Source organism: Pseudomonas sp. KH_050 (assembly GCF_057838875.1).
Map to the genome: position 1 here is coordinate 4,381,932 of NZ_CM174478.1, position 16,081 is coordinate 4,398,012.

General features: G+C 60.9%; 11 protein-coding genes. 7 read left to right on the forward strand and 4 right to left on the reverse strand.

Going from position 1 to position 16,081, the window contains the following annotated elements; all coding sequences use genetic code 11:
• Positions 1 to 210 precede the first annotated feature (210 nt).
• Entirely contained in the window at positions 211 to 1,401 is a 1,191-nt protein-coding gene (locus AC3IUA_RS19900; RefSeq protein ID WP_489356566.1) for a benzoate/H(+) symporter BenE family transporter, read from the forward strand.
• A 213-nt stretch (positions 1,402 to 1,614) separates the two neighbouring features.
• Here the strand turns inward: AC3IUA_RS19900 and AC3IUA_RS19905 are convergent, their stop codons facing one another.
• Positions 1,615 to 1,959, reverse strand: a complete 345-nt coding sequence (locus tag AC3IUA_RS19905; RefSeq protein WP_489356568.1) for a YggL family protein — start codon at positions 1,957 to 1,959, stop codon at positions 1,615 to 1,617.
• Between the two features lie 234 nt (positions 1,960 to 2,193).
• On the opposite strand from AC3IUA_RS19905, the gene dacB reads away from it, so the two are divergent.
• Complete coding sequence (gene dacB / locus AC3IUA_RS19910; RefSeq protein ID WP_489356570.1) at positions 2,194 to 3,654, forward strand: D-alanyl-D-alanine carboxypeptidase/D-alanyl-D-alanine endopeptidase; 1,461 nt, start codon at positions 2,194 to 2,196, stop codon at positions 3,652 to 3,654.
• Positions 3,655 to 3,750: 96 nt separating this feature from the next.
• Here dacB and AC3IUA_RS19915 read toward each other — a convergent pair whose 3' ends face one another.
• Complete coding sequence (locus tag AC3IUA_RS19915) at positions 3,751 to 6,150, reverse strand: sensor domain-containing diguanylate cyclase (protein ID WP_489356572.1); 2,400 nt, start codon at positions 6,148 to 6,150, stop codon at positions 3,751 to 3,753.
• 137 nt (positions 6,151 to 6,287) lie between these two features.
• Positions 6,288 to 8,558, reverse strand: a complete 2,271-nt coding sequence (gene rlmKL / locus AC3IUA_RS19920) for a bifunctional 23S rRNA (guanine(2069)-N(7))-methyltransferase RlmK/23S rRNA (guanine(2445)-N(2))-methyltransferase RlmL (RefSeq protein WP_489356574.1) — start codon at positions 8,556 to 8,558, stop codon at positions 6,288 to 6,290.
• 546 nt (positions 8,559 to 9,104) lie between these two features.
• Between rlmKL and rmf the strand changes: the two genes are divergently transcribed.
• The gene (rmf, locus tag AC3IUA_RS19925) at positions 9,105 to 9,320 is read left to right on the forward strand and encodes a ribosome modulation factor (protein WP_003223300.1); all 216 of its coding nucleotides are present in this window, start codon (positions 9,105 to 9,107) and stop codon (positions 9,318 to 9,320) included.
• A gap of 255 nt (positions 9,321 to 9,575) precedes the next feature.
• On the opposite strand, the gene AC3IUA_RS19930 is transcribed toward rmf, so the two are convergent.
• Positions 9,576 to 10,595, reverse strand: coding sequence for a quinone-dependent dihydroorotate dehydrogenase (locus AC3IUA_RS19930; RefSeq protein WP_489356576.1), 1,020 nt, complete (start codon positions 10,593 to 10,595; stop codon positions 9,576 to 9,578).
• Positions 10,596 to 10,841: 246 nt separating this feature from the next.
• On the opposite strand from AC3IUA_RS19930, the gene AC3IUA_RS19935 reads away from it, so the two are divergent.
• From AC3IUA_RS19935 to AC3IUA_RS19950, 4 genes are all read left to right on the forward strand, one after another.
• Positions 10,842 to 12,053, forward strand: a complete 1,212-nt coding sequence (locus AC3IUA_RS19935; RefSeq protein WP_489356578.1) for a CmpA/NrtA family ABC transporter substrate-binding protein — start codon at positions 10,842 to 10,844, stop codon at positions 12,051 to 12,053.
• Positions 12,054 to 12,068: 15 nt separating this feature from the next.
• Positions 12,069 to 12,644 carry an ANTAR domain-containing response regulator gene (locus AC3IUA_RS19940; RefSeq protein WP_489356580.1) on the forward strand — a complete coding sequence of 192 codons (576 nt, stop codon included), beginning with the start codon at positions 12,069 to 12,071 and terminating at the stop codon, positions 12,642 to 12,644.
• Between the two features lie 369 nt (positions 12,645 to 13,013).
• Positions 13,014 to 14,225 (forward strand): nitrate/nitrite transporter, encoded by a 1,212-nt coding sequence (locus tag AC3IUA_RS19945; RefSeq protein ID WP_489356582.1) that lies wholly within the window; start codon positions 13,014 to 13,016, stop codon positions 14,223 to 14,225.
• Between the two features lie 7 nt (positions 14,226 to 14,232).
• A complete protein-coding gene (locus tag AC3IUA_RS19950; protein ID WP_489356584.1) occupies positions 14,233 to 15,903 on the forward strand; it encodes a bifunctional protein-serine/threonine kinase/phosphatase in 1,671 nt (556 codons plus the stop codon).
• Positions 15,904 to 16,081: the final 178 nt, after the last annotated feature.

A 16,081-nucleotide genomic window follows, 5' to 3' on the forward strand; every position in this document is an offset into this window, starting at 1 on the left:
CTTTTCGGGAGCACTGCAAATCCCCGAAGATCAAAAGATCGCAGCCTGCGGCAGCTCCTACGGGGATTCGTGTTCACCGCAGACATCTTCATTTGTTCTTTTCCGGCGCACTGCACATTCCGGAAGATCAAAAGATCGCAGCCTGCGGCAGCTCCTACGGGGATTTGTGTTTACCGCAGATATCTTTATTTGTACAAGGACCACCGCTCCATGACCGACGCCACGCAAGCGCAGTTACGCCCCTTGGCCGACACGTCGCCTTCGGCCATCGTCGCCGGTTTCATCGCGATGATGACCGGCTACACCAGTTCGCTGGTGCTGATGTTTCAGGCCGGTCAGGCGGCCGGGCTGACCAGCGGCCAGATCTCGTCGTGGATCTGGGCGCTCTCGATCGGCATGGCGGTGTGCAGCATCGGCCTGTCCCTGCGTTATCGCACGCCCATCACCATTGCCTGGTCGACCCCGGGCGCGGCGCTGCTGATCACCAGCCTTGGCGGGGTAAGTTACGGCGAAGCCATCGGCGCCTATATCACCTGCGCGGTGCTGGTGACCCTTTGCGGGCTGACCGGCAGCTTCGAACGGCTGGTCAAGCGGATTCCCGCGTCGCTGGCCGCGGCGTTACTGGCCGGGATTCTGTTCAAGATCGGCAGCGAGATTTTCGTCGCCGCGCAACACCGCACGGCGCTGGTGCTCGGTATGTTCTTCACTTATCTGATCATCAAGCGCCTGTCGCCGCGCTATGCGGTACTGGCTGCGCTGCTGATCGGCACCGCGCTCTCCGGCATGATGGGGCTGCTGGACTTCAGCGGCTTCAGCCTGGAACTGGCCACGCCAGTCTGGACCACGCCGCATTTCTCCCTGGCGGCGACCATCAGCATTGGCATTCCTCTGTTCGTGGTGGCAATGACCTCGCAGAACATGCCCGGCATCGCCGTGCTGCGTGCCGACAGCTACAACGTGCCGGCTTCGCCCTTGATCACCACCACCGGCATCGCCTCACTGTTATTGGCGCCGTTCGGCTCCCATGGCATCAACCTCGCCGCCATCAGCGCGGCGATCTGCACCGGGCCGCACGCCCACGAAGATCGCAACAAGCGCTACACCGCAGCGGTCTGGTGCGGGATCTTCTACGGGATTGCCGGGGTCTTCGGCGCCACGCTGGCGGCGCTGTTCGCCGCGCTGCCCAAAGAGTTGGTGCTGTCGATTGCCGCGCTGGCCCTGTTCGGCTCGATCATCAACGGCCTGAGCATCGCCATGCATGAAGTTAAAGAACGCGAAGCCGCGCTGATTACCTTCATGGTCACCGCGTCGGGGCTGACACTGTTTTCCATTGGTTCGGCGTTCTGGGGGATTGTCGCGGGGGTGCTGACGCTGGTGATTCTGAATTGGCGCAAGGCCTAAAGATCGCAGCCTGCGGCAGCTCCTACGGTGCGGGACATGTTCGCGATCCCGTAGGAGCTGGCGAAGCCTGCGATCTTTTGATCTTCCCGAACTACGCCCACACGAAATCCCGGGAAACAAGCCCGAGGTTTGAACAGACAGAAGGGAAAAATCGACAGGCCGCGCAGGGGCAGCATCGAACCAGCGGCCCGGGCGGGCCGCTGGTTCATGACATCAGGCTACCGGATTGATTGGCTTTTCCGGGTACCAGACGTCCAACAACGGGCTGACTTCAACGCTGGTCAACTCGTTGCGGCCTTTGAGCCAGGCTTCGACCTTGGCGCGCTGCTCTTCGCTGACCGAACCACGTTTGATCAGGCAAACCAGACCGTAGTCATCGCCGCCAACGTAGCCGAGGCCATTGGCCTCCATTGCTTGTGCCAGGAACTCGTTGAGGAAAGTGTCAATAGCCTCATCAGCCAAATCTTCTTTGAAATCCAGGTTCAGCTCGAAACCCAGCTCTTGAAATTCATCGACGCACAGTTTTTTGCGCAGACGCTGGGAACGGTTAGTCGCCATGGAACAATCCTCATAAGTAATAACGGGCGGCACTTTAGCAGCTTAAGCGAGCGTTTGCCCGCCTCTATCGGCCCCGGTACCTGCCGTCCGTAAAAAAATCGCCGAATGGAGGTACAGGGCACGGCACAAGTCGCCATACCTTGGGGCATAATGCCGACACTTTCATGACCACTGAGGGAATTTTGTCCACATGCCCTCGTCTTTTCCCCCCTCGGCTGTAGGGTTCCATTACAGATGATCAAATCTTTGCGTCCATTGTTGCTTGCCAGTCTTCTTCTGCCCCTGGCCCTGCCTGCTCACTCCGCTCCGATCAACACTGCCCTGTCGCCCAAGGTTCAACAAGCCCTCAAAGCCAGCAAATTGCAGAACGACGCCTTGTCACTGGTAATGATCCCGCTCAACGGCCCGGGCACCCCGACGATTTACAACGCCGATGTGTCAGTCAACCCGGCCTCGACCATGAAGCTGGTCACCACCTACGCCGCTCTGGAAATGCTTGGGCCCAACCATCAGTGGAAGACCGAGTTCTACACCGACGGCGTCCTCAGTGGCGGCATCCTTCGGGGCAACCTGTACCTCAAGGGCGGTGGCGACCCGAAGCTGAACATGGAAAAGCTCTGGCTGCTGATGCGTGACCTGCGGGCCAATGGCGTGCAGCAAGTCACCGGCGATCTGGTACTGGACCGCAATTTCTTCGTGCAACCGCAACTGCCGCAGTTCAATGACGACGGCAACGACGATAACAAACCGTTCCTGGTCAAACCCGACTCGCTATTGGTCAACCTCAAGGCGCTGCGCTTCATAGCGCGCAATGACTCGGGCAAGGTCCTGGTTTCCGTCGAACCGCCGATTGCCACCATTCACATCGACAACCAGGTCAAGGCCGTCAACTCCAGGCAGTGCACCGGCAACGTGCGCTACAACCCGGTGGCCCGGGCCGATGGCGGCGTGAGCGTGACGGTCAACGGTCAGTTGGGCGAAGGTTGCAGTTCGCAGACCTACCTGTCGCTGCTTGATCATGCGACCTACACCGCCGGCGCCGTGCGGGCGATCTGGCAGGAGTTGGGTGGCAGCATTCAGGGCCAGGACCGTCTGGCCGCAGTGCCCAAGGATGCCAAGGTCCTGGCCCGGGCATTCTCGCCGGATCTGGCGGAGATCATCCGCGACATCAACAAATACAGTAACAACACCATGGCCCAGCAACTGTTTCTCAGCCTCGGCGCAGAGTTTCGCAACGCCGCTGACGGTGATGACGCCAAAGCCGCGCAACGGGTCGTGCGCCAGTGGCTGGCGAAAAAAGGCATCACTGCGCCGCATCTGGTGATGGAAAACGGTTCCGGCCTGTCCCGCGCCGAACGGGTCAGCGCCCGGGAAATGGGCGCGATGCTGCAGGCGGCCTGGAGAAGCCCATACTCGGCGGAGTTCGTCAGCTCGATGCCGATTGCCGGCATGGACGGCACCATGCGCAAACGCTTGAAACGCACCGCCATGGCCGGTGAAGCGCATATCAAGACCGGCACCCTGAACACCGTTCGCGCGATTGCCGGCTTCAGCCGCGACAGCAATGGCAACACCTGGGCGGTGGTAGCAATCCTCAATGATCCGAAACCATGGGGCGCATCCTCGGTGCTCGACCAGGTGCTGCTGGATCTGTATCGCCAGCCGAAACTGGCGGAGGCTGCTTCGGCGTTGTAGGCCTGCCGAGTCATGTGGTGAGGGGCTTTTGTGGCGAGGGGGCTTGCCCCCTCGCCACAGTAAGCTCCCTCGCCACAGGGGGTTGTGTCTGGCTCTCTATCTCAACTCCACCTCAACCCGATCCCTGCCTGCCTGCTTCGCGGCATACACTCCCGAGTCGGCGCGCAACAGCAACGCGTCCACGCCTTCCGATACCCGCCAGCTGGCAATCCCGAAGCTTGCGGTGACGATGCCCACGCCGTCGATCGGCGAGCTGCGCAGTCCCTGCCACAGCTCCAGCGCCAGGGTATGGGCCTGTTGCCCATCGGTGTCCGGACAGAGCACCATGAACTCCTCGCCTCCCAGGCGACAGAACACGTCGGTGCGGCGCAAACGCAGGCCGATGCGCTCACAGACCCCTTGCAGCACCCGGTCACCCACGGCATGCCCGTGCTGGTCGTTGATGCGTTTGAAATGATCGATATCGAGCATGATCACCGCCAATTCCCCGACGCCGCGCTCGACCCTGGCCATTTCGGTCTTCAGCCGTTCCTGGAAATAACGCCGATTGTAAATACCGGTCAGGGAGTCGGTCACCGAGAGCGCCCGAAGTTCCTCCTCGACCCGCTTCAGATCGGAGATGTCCGAGATATAGCCGTGCCACAGCACCCCGCCTCCCGGTAACTCTTCTGGAGTCGCCTCGCCACGGACCCAGCGCAACCCGCGCTCGGGCAGTTGCACGCGGTATTCCTCACGCCACGGACTGAGCTTCTGGGAAGAGGCACGAATCGAGGCACGAACCCTGGACGAGTCTTGCGGATGGATTCGCTCGAAGATCGCCTCGGCATTTTTTTGCAGCAGATCCGGCTCCAGTTCGTAAATTTCGCGAATGCCGTCACTGGCATAGATCACACTGAACTTGCCATCCCCTGCCATCATGAACTGGTAAATCCCGCCCGGCACATGGGCGCTGAGCTTTTTCAGCAGGGTATCGCGGGCCGCCAGAGCCTCGTGCACCCGTTTACGCTCGGTGACATCAATACAGATCGCCAGGTGCCCGACCCACAGCCCCTGTTCATCGAGCACCGGCGCCGCGAGCATATTGACTGACAGATAGCTGCCATCCTGACGCACCAGCGTCCACTCCCGCGCCTCATGCCCACCCTCTTCGCCACCCTCGACGAGCATCGCCTGGCACATCGGGATCGGTTTGCCGTAACGCCGGCTCAGTTCCGCCGCGCGCACCTGCAGTTCTCTGGGCAGGTGCAGGCTTTCCAGCGTCACATGCCCGAGCATCTCGGCACTTCGATAGCCAAGCATTTGCTCGGCACCGGCATTGAAGGTGCTGATCACCCCGCGCAAGTCCGTCGCGATGATCGCTACCTGAGTTGCCGCATCCAGGACGCTGCGCAGTTGCCCATGGGCCCCGCGCAGCTCCTGCTCGCGCAGGCGCAGTTCCCGGGTACGCTGCTCGACCAGCGCCAGGGCTCGCTGGCGCTGGCTGACCAGCACATACAGCAAGACACTAAGCAGCACGCTCAACGAACCGCCCATCACCACCAGACTGGTAATCGTCGAATGGTTGGCACGCTCGAACGCTGCGCTGGTGCGCATGTTCAGGTCGTAGACCCGGTCCCCCAGGCGCAAGATCGAGGTGTATTGCAACGGTTGCTCGGCCACCGGATTGCTCGACTCATAGAGCACTTCAGGCTGGCCATCGACTGAGTGATCGCGAATCTGCACCACCAGATTGTCCTGGCTTTGCGCCGGAAAACCATCAGCCACCAGCTGACGCATGCTGACCACGGCCAGCACATACCCCAGCGGAATCGAAGGCGCAGCCGTCGCCGAAGTCGGCTCGATTACCGGTTCGACCAGCAGCACGCCTCGACTGTATTCAGGCTCGACGCCGCTCAGTGGCATCGGCTGGGAGACCGCCAGGCCACTCCGCTCCCGGGCGCGCTGCAGGGTGGCACCGCGCTCGGCCGCGCCCAACAGGTCCAGGCCCAGCGGTGAGCCCCACTCACTGAGCTTCTGGTTATACACAACAGGGACGTATTCATCGCGCTCGGCAGCAGGTTGCAGCGCACCGGAGGGACTCAAATCGCGGATTGAAAAGCCTGCCAGACCTTGCGCACGTGCGCGTTGTTCAAACTCGGCACGCCCAGCCCTGGAAACCCGGGGAGCCCAGGAATAAGCCTGGGTCCTTTGCAACAAGGGCCGGGTAAAGCCATCGAATTCTTCCCGAGAGACTGACTCGGAGTTGACGAAGAACCGGCGCAGGCTGTCGAGGCGCTGCTCCTGATCTTCAAAACGCTCGGCAAGCCGGCTCTGGCGTTCACCGACCAATAGCTGAAAACGCTGTGCCACCTGCTGCCGGTGATCCTTGACGGTCGCCCAGGCCAACAGGCCGGTCAGCACGCTACCGGCCAGCAGCACCAATAGCGCGACAAACCAGGCCGAAGCCTCTTCACTGATAAAACCCAGAATCCTGGGTCGTACGGCGTGTAACGACATAAGCGGAACTCATAACGCCAGCGAGCTTGGGCGTTACATGGGCCTTTAGGCAGTTATAGCTATTAGCCACTAGTTTGGCCAGCACCAAAAGACCCAAGAGCCTTTAAAAATCAAGGCCCTGTGGATCCAATCGGCATTTAGCGAGCGGTGATTTTCCAGGCACGGTGGATCTTGCTGTTGCGGGCAAAATCCGGATCGATGGTCTGTGCGGTAATTTCCTCGACTGCATAACGGCTGCTGAGGTTCTCTTCGAGCTGGAACTTGCGGAAGTTATTGGAGAAATACAACACACCGCCCGGTGCCAGGCGAGCCATGGCCAGATCGATCAATTGCACCTGATCGCGCTGCACGTCGAAAATCCCTTCCATGCGCTTGGAGTTGGAGAAGGTCGGCGGATCGATGAAGATCAGGTCGTACTCTTCCCGGCAGGTATCCAGCCAGGCCATCACATCGCCCTGCTCCAGACGGTTCTTGTCGGAGAAACCATTGAGCGACAGGTTGCGCCGCGCCCAATCCAGATAGGTTTTCGACAAGTCGACGCTGGTGGTGCTGCGCGCGCCACCCTTGGCGGCGTGCACGCTGGCGGTCGCGGTATAGCAATACAGATTGAGGAAGCGTTTGCCTTCGGCCTCTTTCTGAATCCGCATACGCATCGGCCGGTGATCGAGGAACAGCCCGGTGTCGAGGTAGTCGGTCAGGTTTACCAGCAACTTCACGCCGCCTTCGTTGACCTCGACGAACTTGCCCTGAGCGGCTTGGCGCTCGTACTGCTTGGTGCCGCTCTGACGCTCGCGACGCTTGACCACCACGCGGCTCTTGTCGATGTTCAGGGCTTGCGGGATGGCCGCCAGGGCATCGAACATGCGCGCCGACGCTTTTTCCGGATCGATGGATTTCGGTGCAGCGTATTCCTGGACGTGGACCCAATCCTGATACAGGTCGATGGCCATGGAATATTCCGGCATGTCGGCATCGTAGACGCGGTAGCAGTCAATGCCTTCGCGCTTGACCCACTTGCCCAACGCCTTGAGGTTCTTTTGCAGGCGGTTGGCGAACATCTGCCCGCCTTCGCTCAAGCGCGGTTGCTCGACCACCACCGGTGCCGGTTTGATCGGGTTGCCGTTCTTGTTGTACTTCTCGTACTTGCCCGGCGCGACATCGTTGTCGGCGATTTCGACTTGCGCCTGCTCGCGCTCGACCTGACGCTGTTCCGGGGTGCGACGCTCGCCGGTGACGAACTGGTCCGGGGTGACCTTGATCAGCAGCAATTTGCACGGCAAGGCGCCGTTCCAGAATGAGTACTGCTTGTGGCTGCGGATGCCCATGCGCTTGCCCAGGTCCGGCGCGCCGGTAAACACCGCCGCTTCCCAGTTCAGGCAGGCCTGACGCAGACGTTCGCCGAGGTTCTGGTAGAGATAGAGCAAGCTCGCCTCATCACCCAGACGTTCGCCGTAAGGAGGGTTGCAGATCACCAGGCCTTTCTGGTTCTGGTCCGGACGCGGCTCGAAGGTCGCGACTTCACCCTGATAGATCTTGATCCACTCGCTGAGGCCGGCACGTTCGACGTTGTTACGGCCCGGTTGAATCAGGCGCGGGTCGGCTTCGTAACCGCGAATCCACAGCGGTGGCCTGGCCAGGCCGGCAGCAGCGCGTTCGGTGGCTTCTTCGTGAAGCTTTTTCCACAACGCCGGGACGTGACCGAGCCAGGCGGTGAAGCCCCACTGCTCGCGACGCAAGTTCGGCGCCATGTCGGCAGCGATCATTGCTGCTTCAACCAGGAACGTACCAACACCGCACATCGGGTCAGCCAAGGCGCCGCCATCGGCCGCAATGCGTGGCCAGCCGGAACGGATCAGGATCGCGGCCGCGAGGTTTTCCTTCAGCGGCGCCGCGCCTTGCTGCAGACGATAGCCGCGCTGGTGCAGGCTGTGGCCGGACAGGTCGAGCGAGAGGATCGCTTCGCCACGGTCAAGACGCAGGTGGATGCGCAGGTCCGGGTTGAGTTTGTCGATGGACGGACGATCGCCCTGCGGAGTGCGCAATTTGTCGACGATGGCATCCTTGACCTTCAAGGCGCCGAAATGCGTGTTGTCGATACCCGAGCCGTGACCGCTGAACTCCACGGCCAGGGTGCCGTCGTTGAGCATATGGTCCTGCCATTCGATATCCAGCACGCCGTGATAGAGATCTTCTGCGTCCTTCATCGGGAAGCGCTTGAGCACCAGCAGTACCCGGTTGGCCAGACGCGACCAGAGGCACAGGCGATAGGCGGTTTCCATGTCGGCCATGCCGCGCACGGCCGAGGTGTGCTCGCGCGCTTCTTCAAGGCCAAGCCCGATGGCTTCCTCGATAAGCAGGCCTTCAAGGCCTTTGGGACAGGTGAGGAAGAGTTCGTAACGATCCGACATGGGGATTCCAGGGCCTTTAAGCAATAAGTGAACGGGCAACGCATTGCCCGCTCGGTTTTCAATCAAGCGCTTTTCTTGAAGAGCGCTCGCGGGGCACGAAAGTGTGCCGTGCCACCCCCGCCGCTCAGCCAACCTAGAGGTCAGATGAGCTTAGATGCAAGGGCAGATAAAAAATTCGGTGCAACAAAATGTCATATCTCGACCCTTCGTCGAATAATACCCGACGACCACAGGTCGGTATTCTAGCCACAAAATTAACCTCATCATCTTGCAGGAGGCTGATCATAGTGGGCTTTGGTCAAGCAGCCGGCCATGACGCCCTGCGTACTTATGGCCATAACATCATTATTGTTACGTCCTTATGACAAAACGATCATTCCCTCGATGTGACGCATTGGTTAGAACTCAACACAGGTTGACGCCGCAACGACGTCAACACCTTGGCTCGCGACGCCGGCAGCGAGCCGCCAAAGGCAGAGTTTTTCTGCCCGACCTCGATTGAGGTCGACGGGACATTACACAGTCAACAAGTGAGGGAAACACCCTATGAGAAGACTTAAGCGTGATCCGTTGGAAAGAGCATTTTTACGCGGATATCAATATGGCGTTGGTGGCAAATCCCGTGAGCTTTGCCCATTTACTCTACCGTCGGTACGCCAAGCCTGGATTAACGGCTGGCGAGAAGGACGCGGCGACAACTGGGACGGTATGACCGGCACTGCGGGTATCCACAGACTCAACGAACTTCACGCCGTCGGCTAAACAGGGCACATACTCCGACACCAAAATCTGAATACACAACGACTTACCATGCTCGTCCCATCCGGACGGCGGGCTTCGGCCCAAGGGCTCCTTCGAGGGGCCCTTTTTTATGGGCGCTGAATGGCTGAACACATTTCCCATGCAGGAGCTGCCGAAGGCTGCGATCTTTTGATCTTGCTTTTCGGCTTTCGGAGCCCGAACAAAAATCAAAATGAAAAGATCGCAGCCTGCGGCAGCTCCTACGGTTAATCGCCTTTAGCGCAACGCCGCGATGGCATCCACCGACTGGCGAATCAGCGCCGGGCCTTTGTAGATAAAGCCCGAGTACAACTGCACCAGGCTGGCACCGGCGGCGATTTTCTCAGCCGCGTGCCTGCCTTCGGTGATGCCGCCCACGGCGATGATCGGCAGGCGCCCGGCCAATTCGCCAGCCAGCACCTTGACGGTATGGGTGCTCTTGTCGCGAACCGGTGCGCCCGACAGGCCACCCGCCTCGTCGCCATGCTCCATGCCTTCGACGCCGACGCGGCTCAGGGTGGTGTTGGTGGCGATCACCGCATCCATCCCGGTTTCGATCAAGGCCCGGGCCACTTGCACGGTTTCTTCGTCGGTCATGTCCGGGGCAATCTTGATGGCCAGCGGTACCCGCTTGCCATGGCGCTGCGCCAGTTCTTCCTGGCGCTGATGCAGGGCTTCAAGCAGTTGCTTGAGCGAATCGCCGAACTGCAGGCTACGCAGGCCCGGAGTATTCGGTGAGCTGACATTGACTGTCACATAGCTGGCATGGGCGTAAACTTTATCCAGACAGATCAGGTAGTCATCGACTGCGCGTTCAACCGGCGTATCGAAGTTCTTGCCAATGTTGATGCCCAGGATGCCCTTGTATCTGGCTGCCGCGACCCGGGCCAGCAAGTGATCGACACCGAGGTTATTGAAACCCATGCGGTTGATGATCGCCTCGGCTTCCGGCAAGCGGAAAATCCGTGGTTTCGGATTGCCCGGTTGCGGACGCGGCGTGATGGTGCCGATCTCGACGAAGCCGAAACCCAACTGGGCAAAGCCATCGATGGCCGCGCCGTTTTTGTCCAGGCCTGCCGCCAGACCCACCGGGTTGGGAAAGTCCAGGCCCATGACGTTCACCGGCATCCGCGCAGGCGCCTTGCACAGCAAGCCATTGAGGCCCAAACGCCCGCCCGCGCCGATCAGGTCCAGGGACAGATCGTGGGAGGTTTCCGGGGAAAGTTTGAACAACAGCTGACGGGCCAGGGTGTACATGGGCGGGTTTGACTCGGTTGGCGGCGAAATAAGCCGGCGATTATAGCCGGGCAACGGGGCCGTACGCGAGGCGCTCGATGAAATCTACGGTGAATGGCATATGCCTTGCAGCACAGATTGCATCAATACTCATACCAACGACGGGATGAGTCCCAAGTTGTTATTGAAAGAACTGCGGCGTCGTCACCCGGCTTGCTCTGGCAAGGGACCCGGGTACGACGCTTTTTTATGGAAGGTGCACACCTGATGAACGAATTTCCAGCAGGCCCCCTGGCCTGGGTCAATGGCAGCGATGCTCCGGAAAAGAGCGCGATCAACCTCGGCTTCATGGCCCTGAGCGATTGCGCCTCGGTGGTGGTCGCGGCCACCCAGGGCTTCGCCCAACCCTACGGCCTGACCCTGAACCTCAAACGCCAATCCTCCTGGGCCAGCCTGCGGGACAAGTTGGTTAGCGGTGAACTGGATGCGGCCCACAGTCTTTATGGCTTGATCTACGCGGTGCACCTGGGCATCGGCGGCGTCGCCGCTACCGATATGGCGGTGCTCATGGGCCTGAACCAGAACGGCCAAAGCATCAACCTGTCCCACGGCCTGCAAGCCCGTGGCGTGACCGGTCCTGAAGCGCTGGAGCGACACGTGCACCAAAGTCGCGCAAAGCTGACCTTCGCCCAGACCTTTCCCACCGGCACCCACGCCATGTGGCTTTATTACTGGCTAGCCAGCCAGGGCATCCATCCGCTGCAGGATGTCGACAGCGTGGTGGTGCCGCCGCCGCAAATGGTCGCGCACCTGCAAGCCGGGCGCATCGACGGTTTTTGTGTCGGCGAGCCCTGGAGCGCAAGCGCGGTGCGCCAGGAGTTGGGATTCACCATCGCCACCACTCAAACCATCTGGCCCGACCATCCGGAAAAGGTCCTGGGCTGCACCCGCGCATTTGTCGAGCAGTACCCGAACGCCGCCCGCGCACTGGTCATGGCGATCCTCGAAGCCAGTCGTTTTATCGAACAGAGCGTCGAGAATCGGCAAAGCACCGCTCAATTGTTGAGCGCCCGCGAATACCTGGATGCGCCCCTGGACTGCATCCAGCCACGGCTGCTCGGCGATTATGCCAACGGCCTCGGCAATTGCTGGCAAGACCCGCATGCCCTGCGCTTCCATGGTGCGGGCGCGGTCAACCTGCCGTACCTGTCCGACGGCATGTGGTTCATGACCCAGTTCCGTCGCTGGGGCTTGCTGCGTGATGATCCGGACTACCTCGGCGTCGCCCGTCAGGTTCAGCAACTCGAGCTGTACCGCGAGGCAGCGAGCGCGGTTGGCGTCAGCCACAGCGGTGAAGCCATGCGCAGCAGCCAATTGATCGACGGTAAAATCTGGGACGGTTGCGACCCGGTCGGTTATGCCAGCGGCTTCAAGTTGCACGCCATGGCCGACGCCTGCGCCCTTCTTGCCAACCGCTGACAGGAGACTGCGAATATGTTGCGTATCCTGCTGATCAACGACACCGCGAAAAAAGTCGGACGGCTCAAGGCAGCCCTGACCGAGGCCGGGTTTGAGGTGATCGACGAGTCCGGCCTGACCATCGACCTGCCGGCACGCGTCGAAACGGTGCGTCCGGATGTGATTTTGATCGATACCGAGTCACCGAGCCGCGATGTGATGGAGCAAGTGGTGCTGGTCAGCCGCGACCAGCCACGACCGATCGTCATGTTTACCGATGAACATGACCCGGACGTGATGCGTCAGGCCATAAAGTCCGGGGTCAGCGCCTACATCGTCGAAGGCATCCACGCCGCGCGCCTGCAACCGATCCTCGACGTGGCCATGGCCCGCTTCGAAAGCGACCAGGCCTTGCGCGCCCAACTCCAGGCCCGCGACCAGCAACTGGCCGAGCGCAAGCGCATCGAACTGGCCAAGGGCTTGCTGATGAAGATGAAGGACTGCAATGAAGAAGAGGCCTACACCCTGATGCGCCGCCAGGCCATGAGCCGCCAGCAGAAACTGATACAGGTGGCCGAGCAGATTATTGCCATGAGTGAGTTGTTGGGCTGAAGTCCTGCGGCGCCTGGAAAACCGTTAAAGATCGCAGCCTGCGGCAGTTCCTACAGGATCGCGGGCACCCGCAATTTTGTGGGTCGACCGGATCGGCGTAGGAGCTGCCGCAGGCTGCGATCTTTTCGGCCACACCAAAAAAATCAAACTCTGGCGCGGCTCTTGCAAACCAATCCATACAGGTAACCAACGGCGGTTGCCCCACCTACGACAAAGACGTCGCACACCCTACTCGCCCACGCAGCGAATCGGGTTGCGGCGTTTTTTTCGTTTTTGGCCCCATAGCCCGGGGCCGGTGGTGCGGCCTTCAGGGCACTCCACATGAAAGCTCATGACTCCTTTCGAGACTCTTTACAGCTGAGGTGCGCGATGAATTCAAGCTTCTGGAAATCCGGCCACACCCCGACACTGTTCGCGGCCTTCCTCTATTTCGACCTGAGCTTCATGGTCTGGTACCTGCTCGGCCCTTTGGCGGTGCAGATCGCCACCGACCTGCAACTGACTACCCAGCAACGCGGCATGGTAGTCGCCACGCCAATTCTGGCCGGTGCCATCCTGCGCTTTTTCATGGGCTTGCTGGCTGATCGCCTGTCACCCAAGACCGCCGGGTTGATCGGCCAGGTGATCGTCATCTGCGCGCTGTTCGGCGCCTGGAAGCTGGGCATCCACAGCTATGAGCAAGCCTTGGTGCTCGGGCTGTTTCTCGGGGTGGCTGGCGCTTCGTTCGCGGTCGCCCTGCCCCTGGCCTCGCAATGGTATCCACCGCAGCATCAAGGCAAGGCCATGGGCATTGCCGGTGCGGGCAACTCCGGCACCGTACTGGCGGCGCTGATCGCCCCGGTGATGGCCGCCGCATTTGGCTGGAGTAATGTATTCGGCTTCGCACTGATCCCACTGATCCTGACCCTGATCGCCTTTGCCTGGCTGGCGAAAAACGCTCCGGAGCGGCCAAAAGCCAAGTCCATGTCTGACTACCTCAAGGCGTTGGGTGACCGCGACAGCTGGTGGTTCATGTTCTTCTACAGCGTGACCTTCGGCGGCTTTATCGGCCTGGCCAGCTCCCTGCCTGGCTACTTCAATGACCAATACGGCCTCAGCCCGGTGACCGCCGGCTACTACACCGCTGCCTGCGTCTTCGGTGGCAGCCTGATGCGTCCACTGGGCGGCGCCCTGGCCGATCGCTTTGGCGGCATTCGGACCTTGCTCGGCATGTACACCATCGCGGCGATCTGCATTACCGCGGTAGGCTTCAACCTGCCGAGCTCTTACGCGGCCCTCGCCCTGTTCGTCTGCACTATGCTCGGTCTGGGTGCCGGTAATGGCGCGGTCTTCCAATTGGTACCGCAGCGTTTTCGGCGGGAGATCGGCGTGATGACCGGCCTGATCGGCATGGCGGGCGGCATCGGCGGCTTTGCCCTGGCGGCCGGCATGGGTGCGATCAAACAAAGTACCGGCAGCTATCAGCTGGCCCTTTGGTTGTTCGCCAGCCTCGGCATACTGGCCTGGTTCGGCCTGCACGGGGTCAAGCGTCGCTGGAGAACTACCTGGGGTTCGGCAGCCGTGACCGCTGCTCGGGTCTGAGTGCCAAATGAGCCTGCAACTGAAATTTGCCCAAGCCAGCGCCATCGGCCCGCGGGAGGAAAACCAGGACGCCCTGCGCCTGGTTACGCCAACCCCGGCGCTGGCCGCCAGCAAGGGTTACCTGTTCGCCATCGCTGATGGTGTCAGCCAGTGCGCCGACGGGGGCCTCGCCGCTCGCTCGACCTTGCAGGCATTGGCCATGGACTACTACGCCACGCCGGAAACCTGGGGCGTGGCGCAGGCCCTGGACCGGTTGTTGCTGGCGCAGAATCGCTGGCTGCAGGCCAACGGTGGCGGGCTGCCCTTACTGACCACCGTCAGCGCTCTGGTGCTGCGAGGGCAGCGCTTCACGCTGGCGCATGTCGGCGATTGCCGGGTCTATCGCTGGTGCGAAGGAGAGTTGCAGCGCATCACCGAGGATCATGTCTGGGAGCAACCGGGCATGCAACATGTGCTCAAGCGCGCACTGGGTCTGGATCAACACCTGGTGCTGGACTTCCTCGACAGTGAATTGCGCCTGGGCGAGAGCTTCGTCATGCTCAGCGACGGCATCTGGGCGGTGCTCGGCGACACGGCGATCAGCGCGATCCTGCGCGATCAGCCCGACCTCGACAGCGCCGCGCAGACGCTGGTCAACGCCGCGCACCTGGCGGGTAGCCAGGACAATGCCAGTGCCTTGCTGGTACGGGTCGAGGCCCTCGGCGAGGCAACCATCGGCGATGCGTTGATCCACTTGCAGCAATGGCCGTTGCCACCTGCGCTCAAGCCCGGCCAATGGTTCGAAGGCTGGCAGGTCGAAGCGCTACTCGGACAGAGCCAGCAATCGCTGCTCTACCGCGTTCGTGATGCCCAGCAGCAACCCTGGCTGCTGAAAACCCTGCCGGCGCACCTGCATGACGACAGTCAGGCCGGCCAAAGCCTGTTGTCGGAGGAGTGGTTTCTGCGGCGGGTGGCTGGCCGGCACTTCCCCGAAGTGCATGCCGCCACCCAACGTCAGCATCTGTACTACGTGATGCGCCAGTACCCAGGCTCGACCCTGGCCGAGTTGTTCGCGCAAAGCGGCCCGCTACCCCTGGCACAATGGCAGGAACTCGCCGAACGCCTGCTGCGGGCAGTCGGCATGCTGCATCGGCGGCAGATTCTGCACCGCGATATCAAACCGGAAAACCTCTTGCTGAGTGACGATGGGGAATTGCGCCTGCTGGATTTCGGTCTGGCGTATTGCCCAGGACTCTCGGAAGACCAGGCGCATTTGCTGCCGGGAACCCCGAGCTACATTGCTCCGGAAGCCTTTAACGGGAGCACGCCAACGGCACAGCAGGACTTGTATGCGGTGGGCGTGACCCTGTATTACCTGCTGACCGGCCATTATCCCTACGGAGAAGTCGAAGCCTTTCAGCGGCCGCGCTTCGGCCTGCCCGTCAGTGCCAGTCGCTATCGACCGGACCTGCCGGACTGGCTGGAGCAAAGCCTGGAGCGTTCAGTTGCCGTCAACCCGGCGCAACGCTTTGAAACTTCCGAGGAATGGCTGCTGCTACTGGAACAGGGCGAACGCCGCAGCTTGAGCGTGCGACCCAGGCCGCTGCTGGAGCGAGAGCCGCTGAAGGTTTGGCGGACGTTGGCGCTGGTGTCGTTGTTGATTAATTTGCTGCTGCTGTATTGGGTGTTTCATGGCTGAAATATCATCTCCCCCAAAAAGATCGCAGCCTGCGGCAGCTCCTACAGTTTTTGCGTACACCTGACGTAGGAGCTGCAGCAGGCTGCGATCTTGGCGATCTGAATTACGCCAAAGGTCTATGAGAAAACTCCACCTTGCGCCTTAAAACCGGGCAACACGCCTTGTATTGGTGCAAAAA

Excerpts from the sequence above, each read along its gene's own strand:
- AC3IUA_RS19900 (WP_489356566.1), top strand. The coding sequence starts at position 211 with ATGACCGACGCCACGCAAGCGCAGTTACGCCCCTTGGCCGACACGTCG.
- AC3IUA_RS19905 (WP_489356568.1), bottom strand. The coding sequence starts at position 1,959 with ATGGCGACTAACCGTTCCCAGCGTCTGCGCAAAAAACTGTGCGTCGAT.
- dacB (WP_489356570.1), top strand. The coding sequence starts at position 2,194 with ATGATCAAATCTTTGCGTCCATTGTTGCTTGCCAGTCTTCTTCTGCCC.
- AC3IUA_RS19915 (WP_489356572.1), bottom strand. The coding sequence starts at position 6,150 with ATGTCGTTACACGCCGTACGACCCAGGATTCTGGGTTTTATCAGTGAA.
- rlmKL (WP_489356574.1), bottom strand. The coding sequence starts at position 8,558 with ATGTCGGATCGTTACGAACTCTTCCTCACCTGTCCCAAAGGCCTTGAA.
- rmf (WP_003223300.1), top strand. The coding sequence starts at position 9,105 with ATGAGAAGACTTAAGCGTGATCCGTTGGAAAGAGCATTTTTACGCGGA.
- AC3IUA_RS19930 (WP_489356576.1), bottom strand. The coding sequence starts at position 10,595 with ATGTACACCCTGGCCCGTCAGCTGTTGTTCAAACTTTCCCCGGAAACC.
- AC3IUA_RS19935 (WP_489356578.1), top strand. The coding sequence starts at position 10,842 with ATGAACGAATTTCCAGCAGGCCCCCTGGCCTGGGTCAATGGCAGCGAT.
- AC3IUA_RS19940 (WP_489356580.1), top strand. The coding sequence starts at position 12,069 with ATGTTGCGTATCCTGCTGATCAACGACACCGCGAAAAAAGTCGGACGG.
- AC3IUA_RS19945 (WP_489356582.1), top strand. The coding sequence starts at position 13,014 with ATGAATTCAAGCTTCTGGAAATCCGGCCACACCCCGACACTGTTCGCG.
- AC3IUA_RS19950 (WP_489356584.1), top strand. The coding sequence starts at position 14,233 with ATGAGCCTGCAACTGAAATTTGCCCAAGCCAGCGCCATCGGCCCGCGG.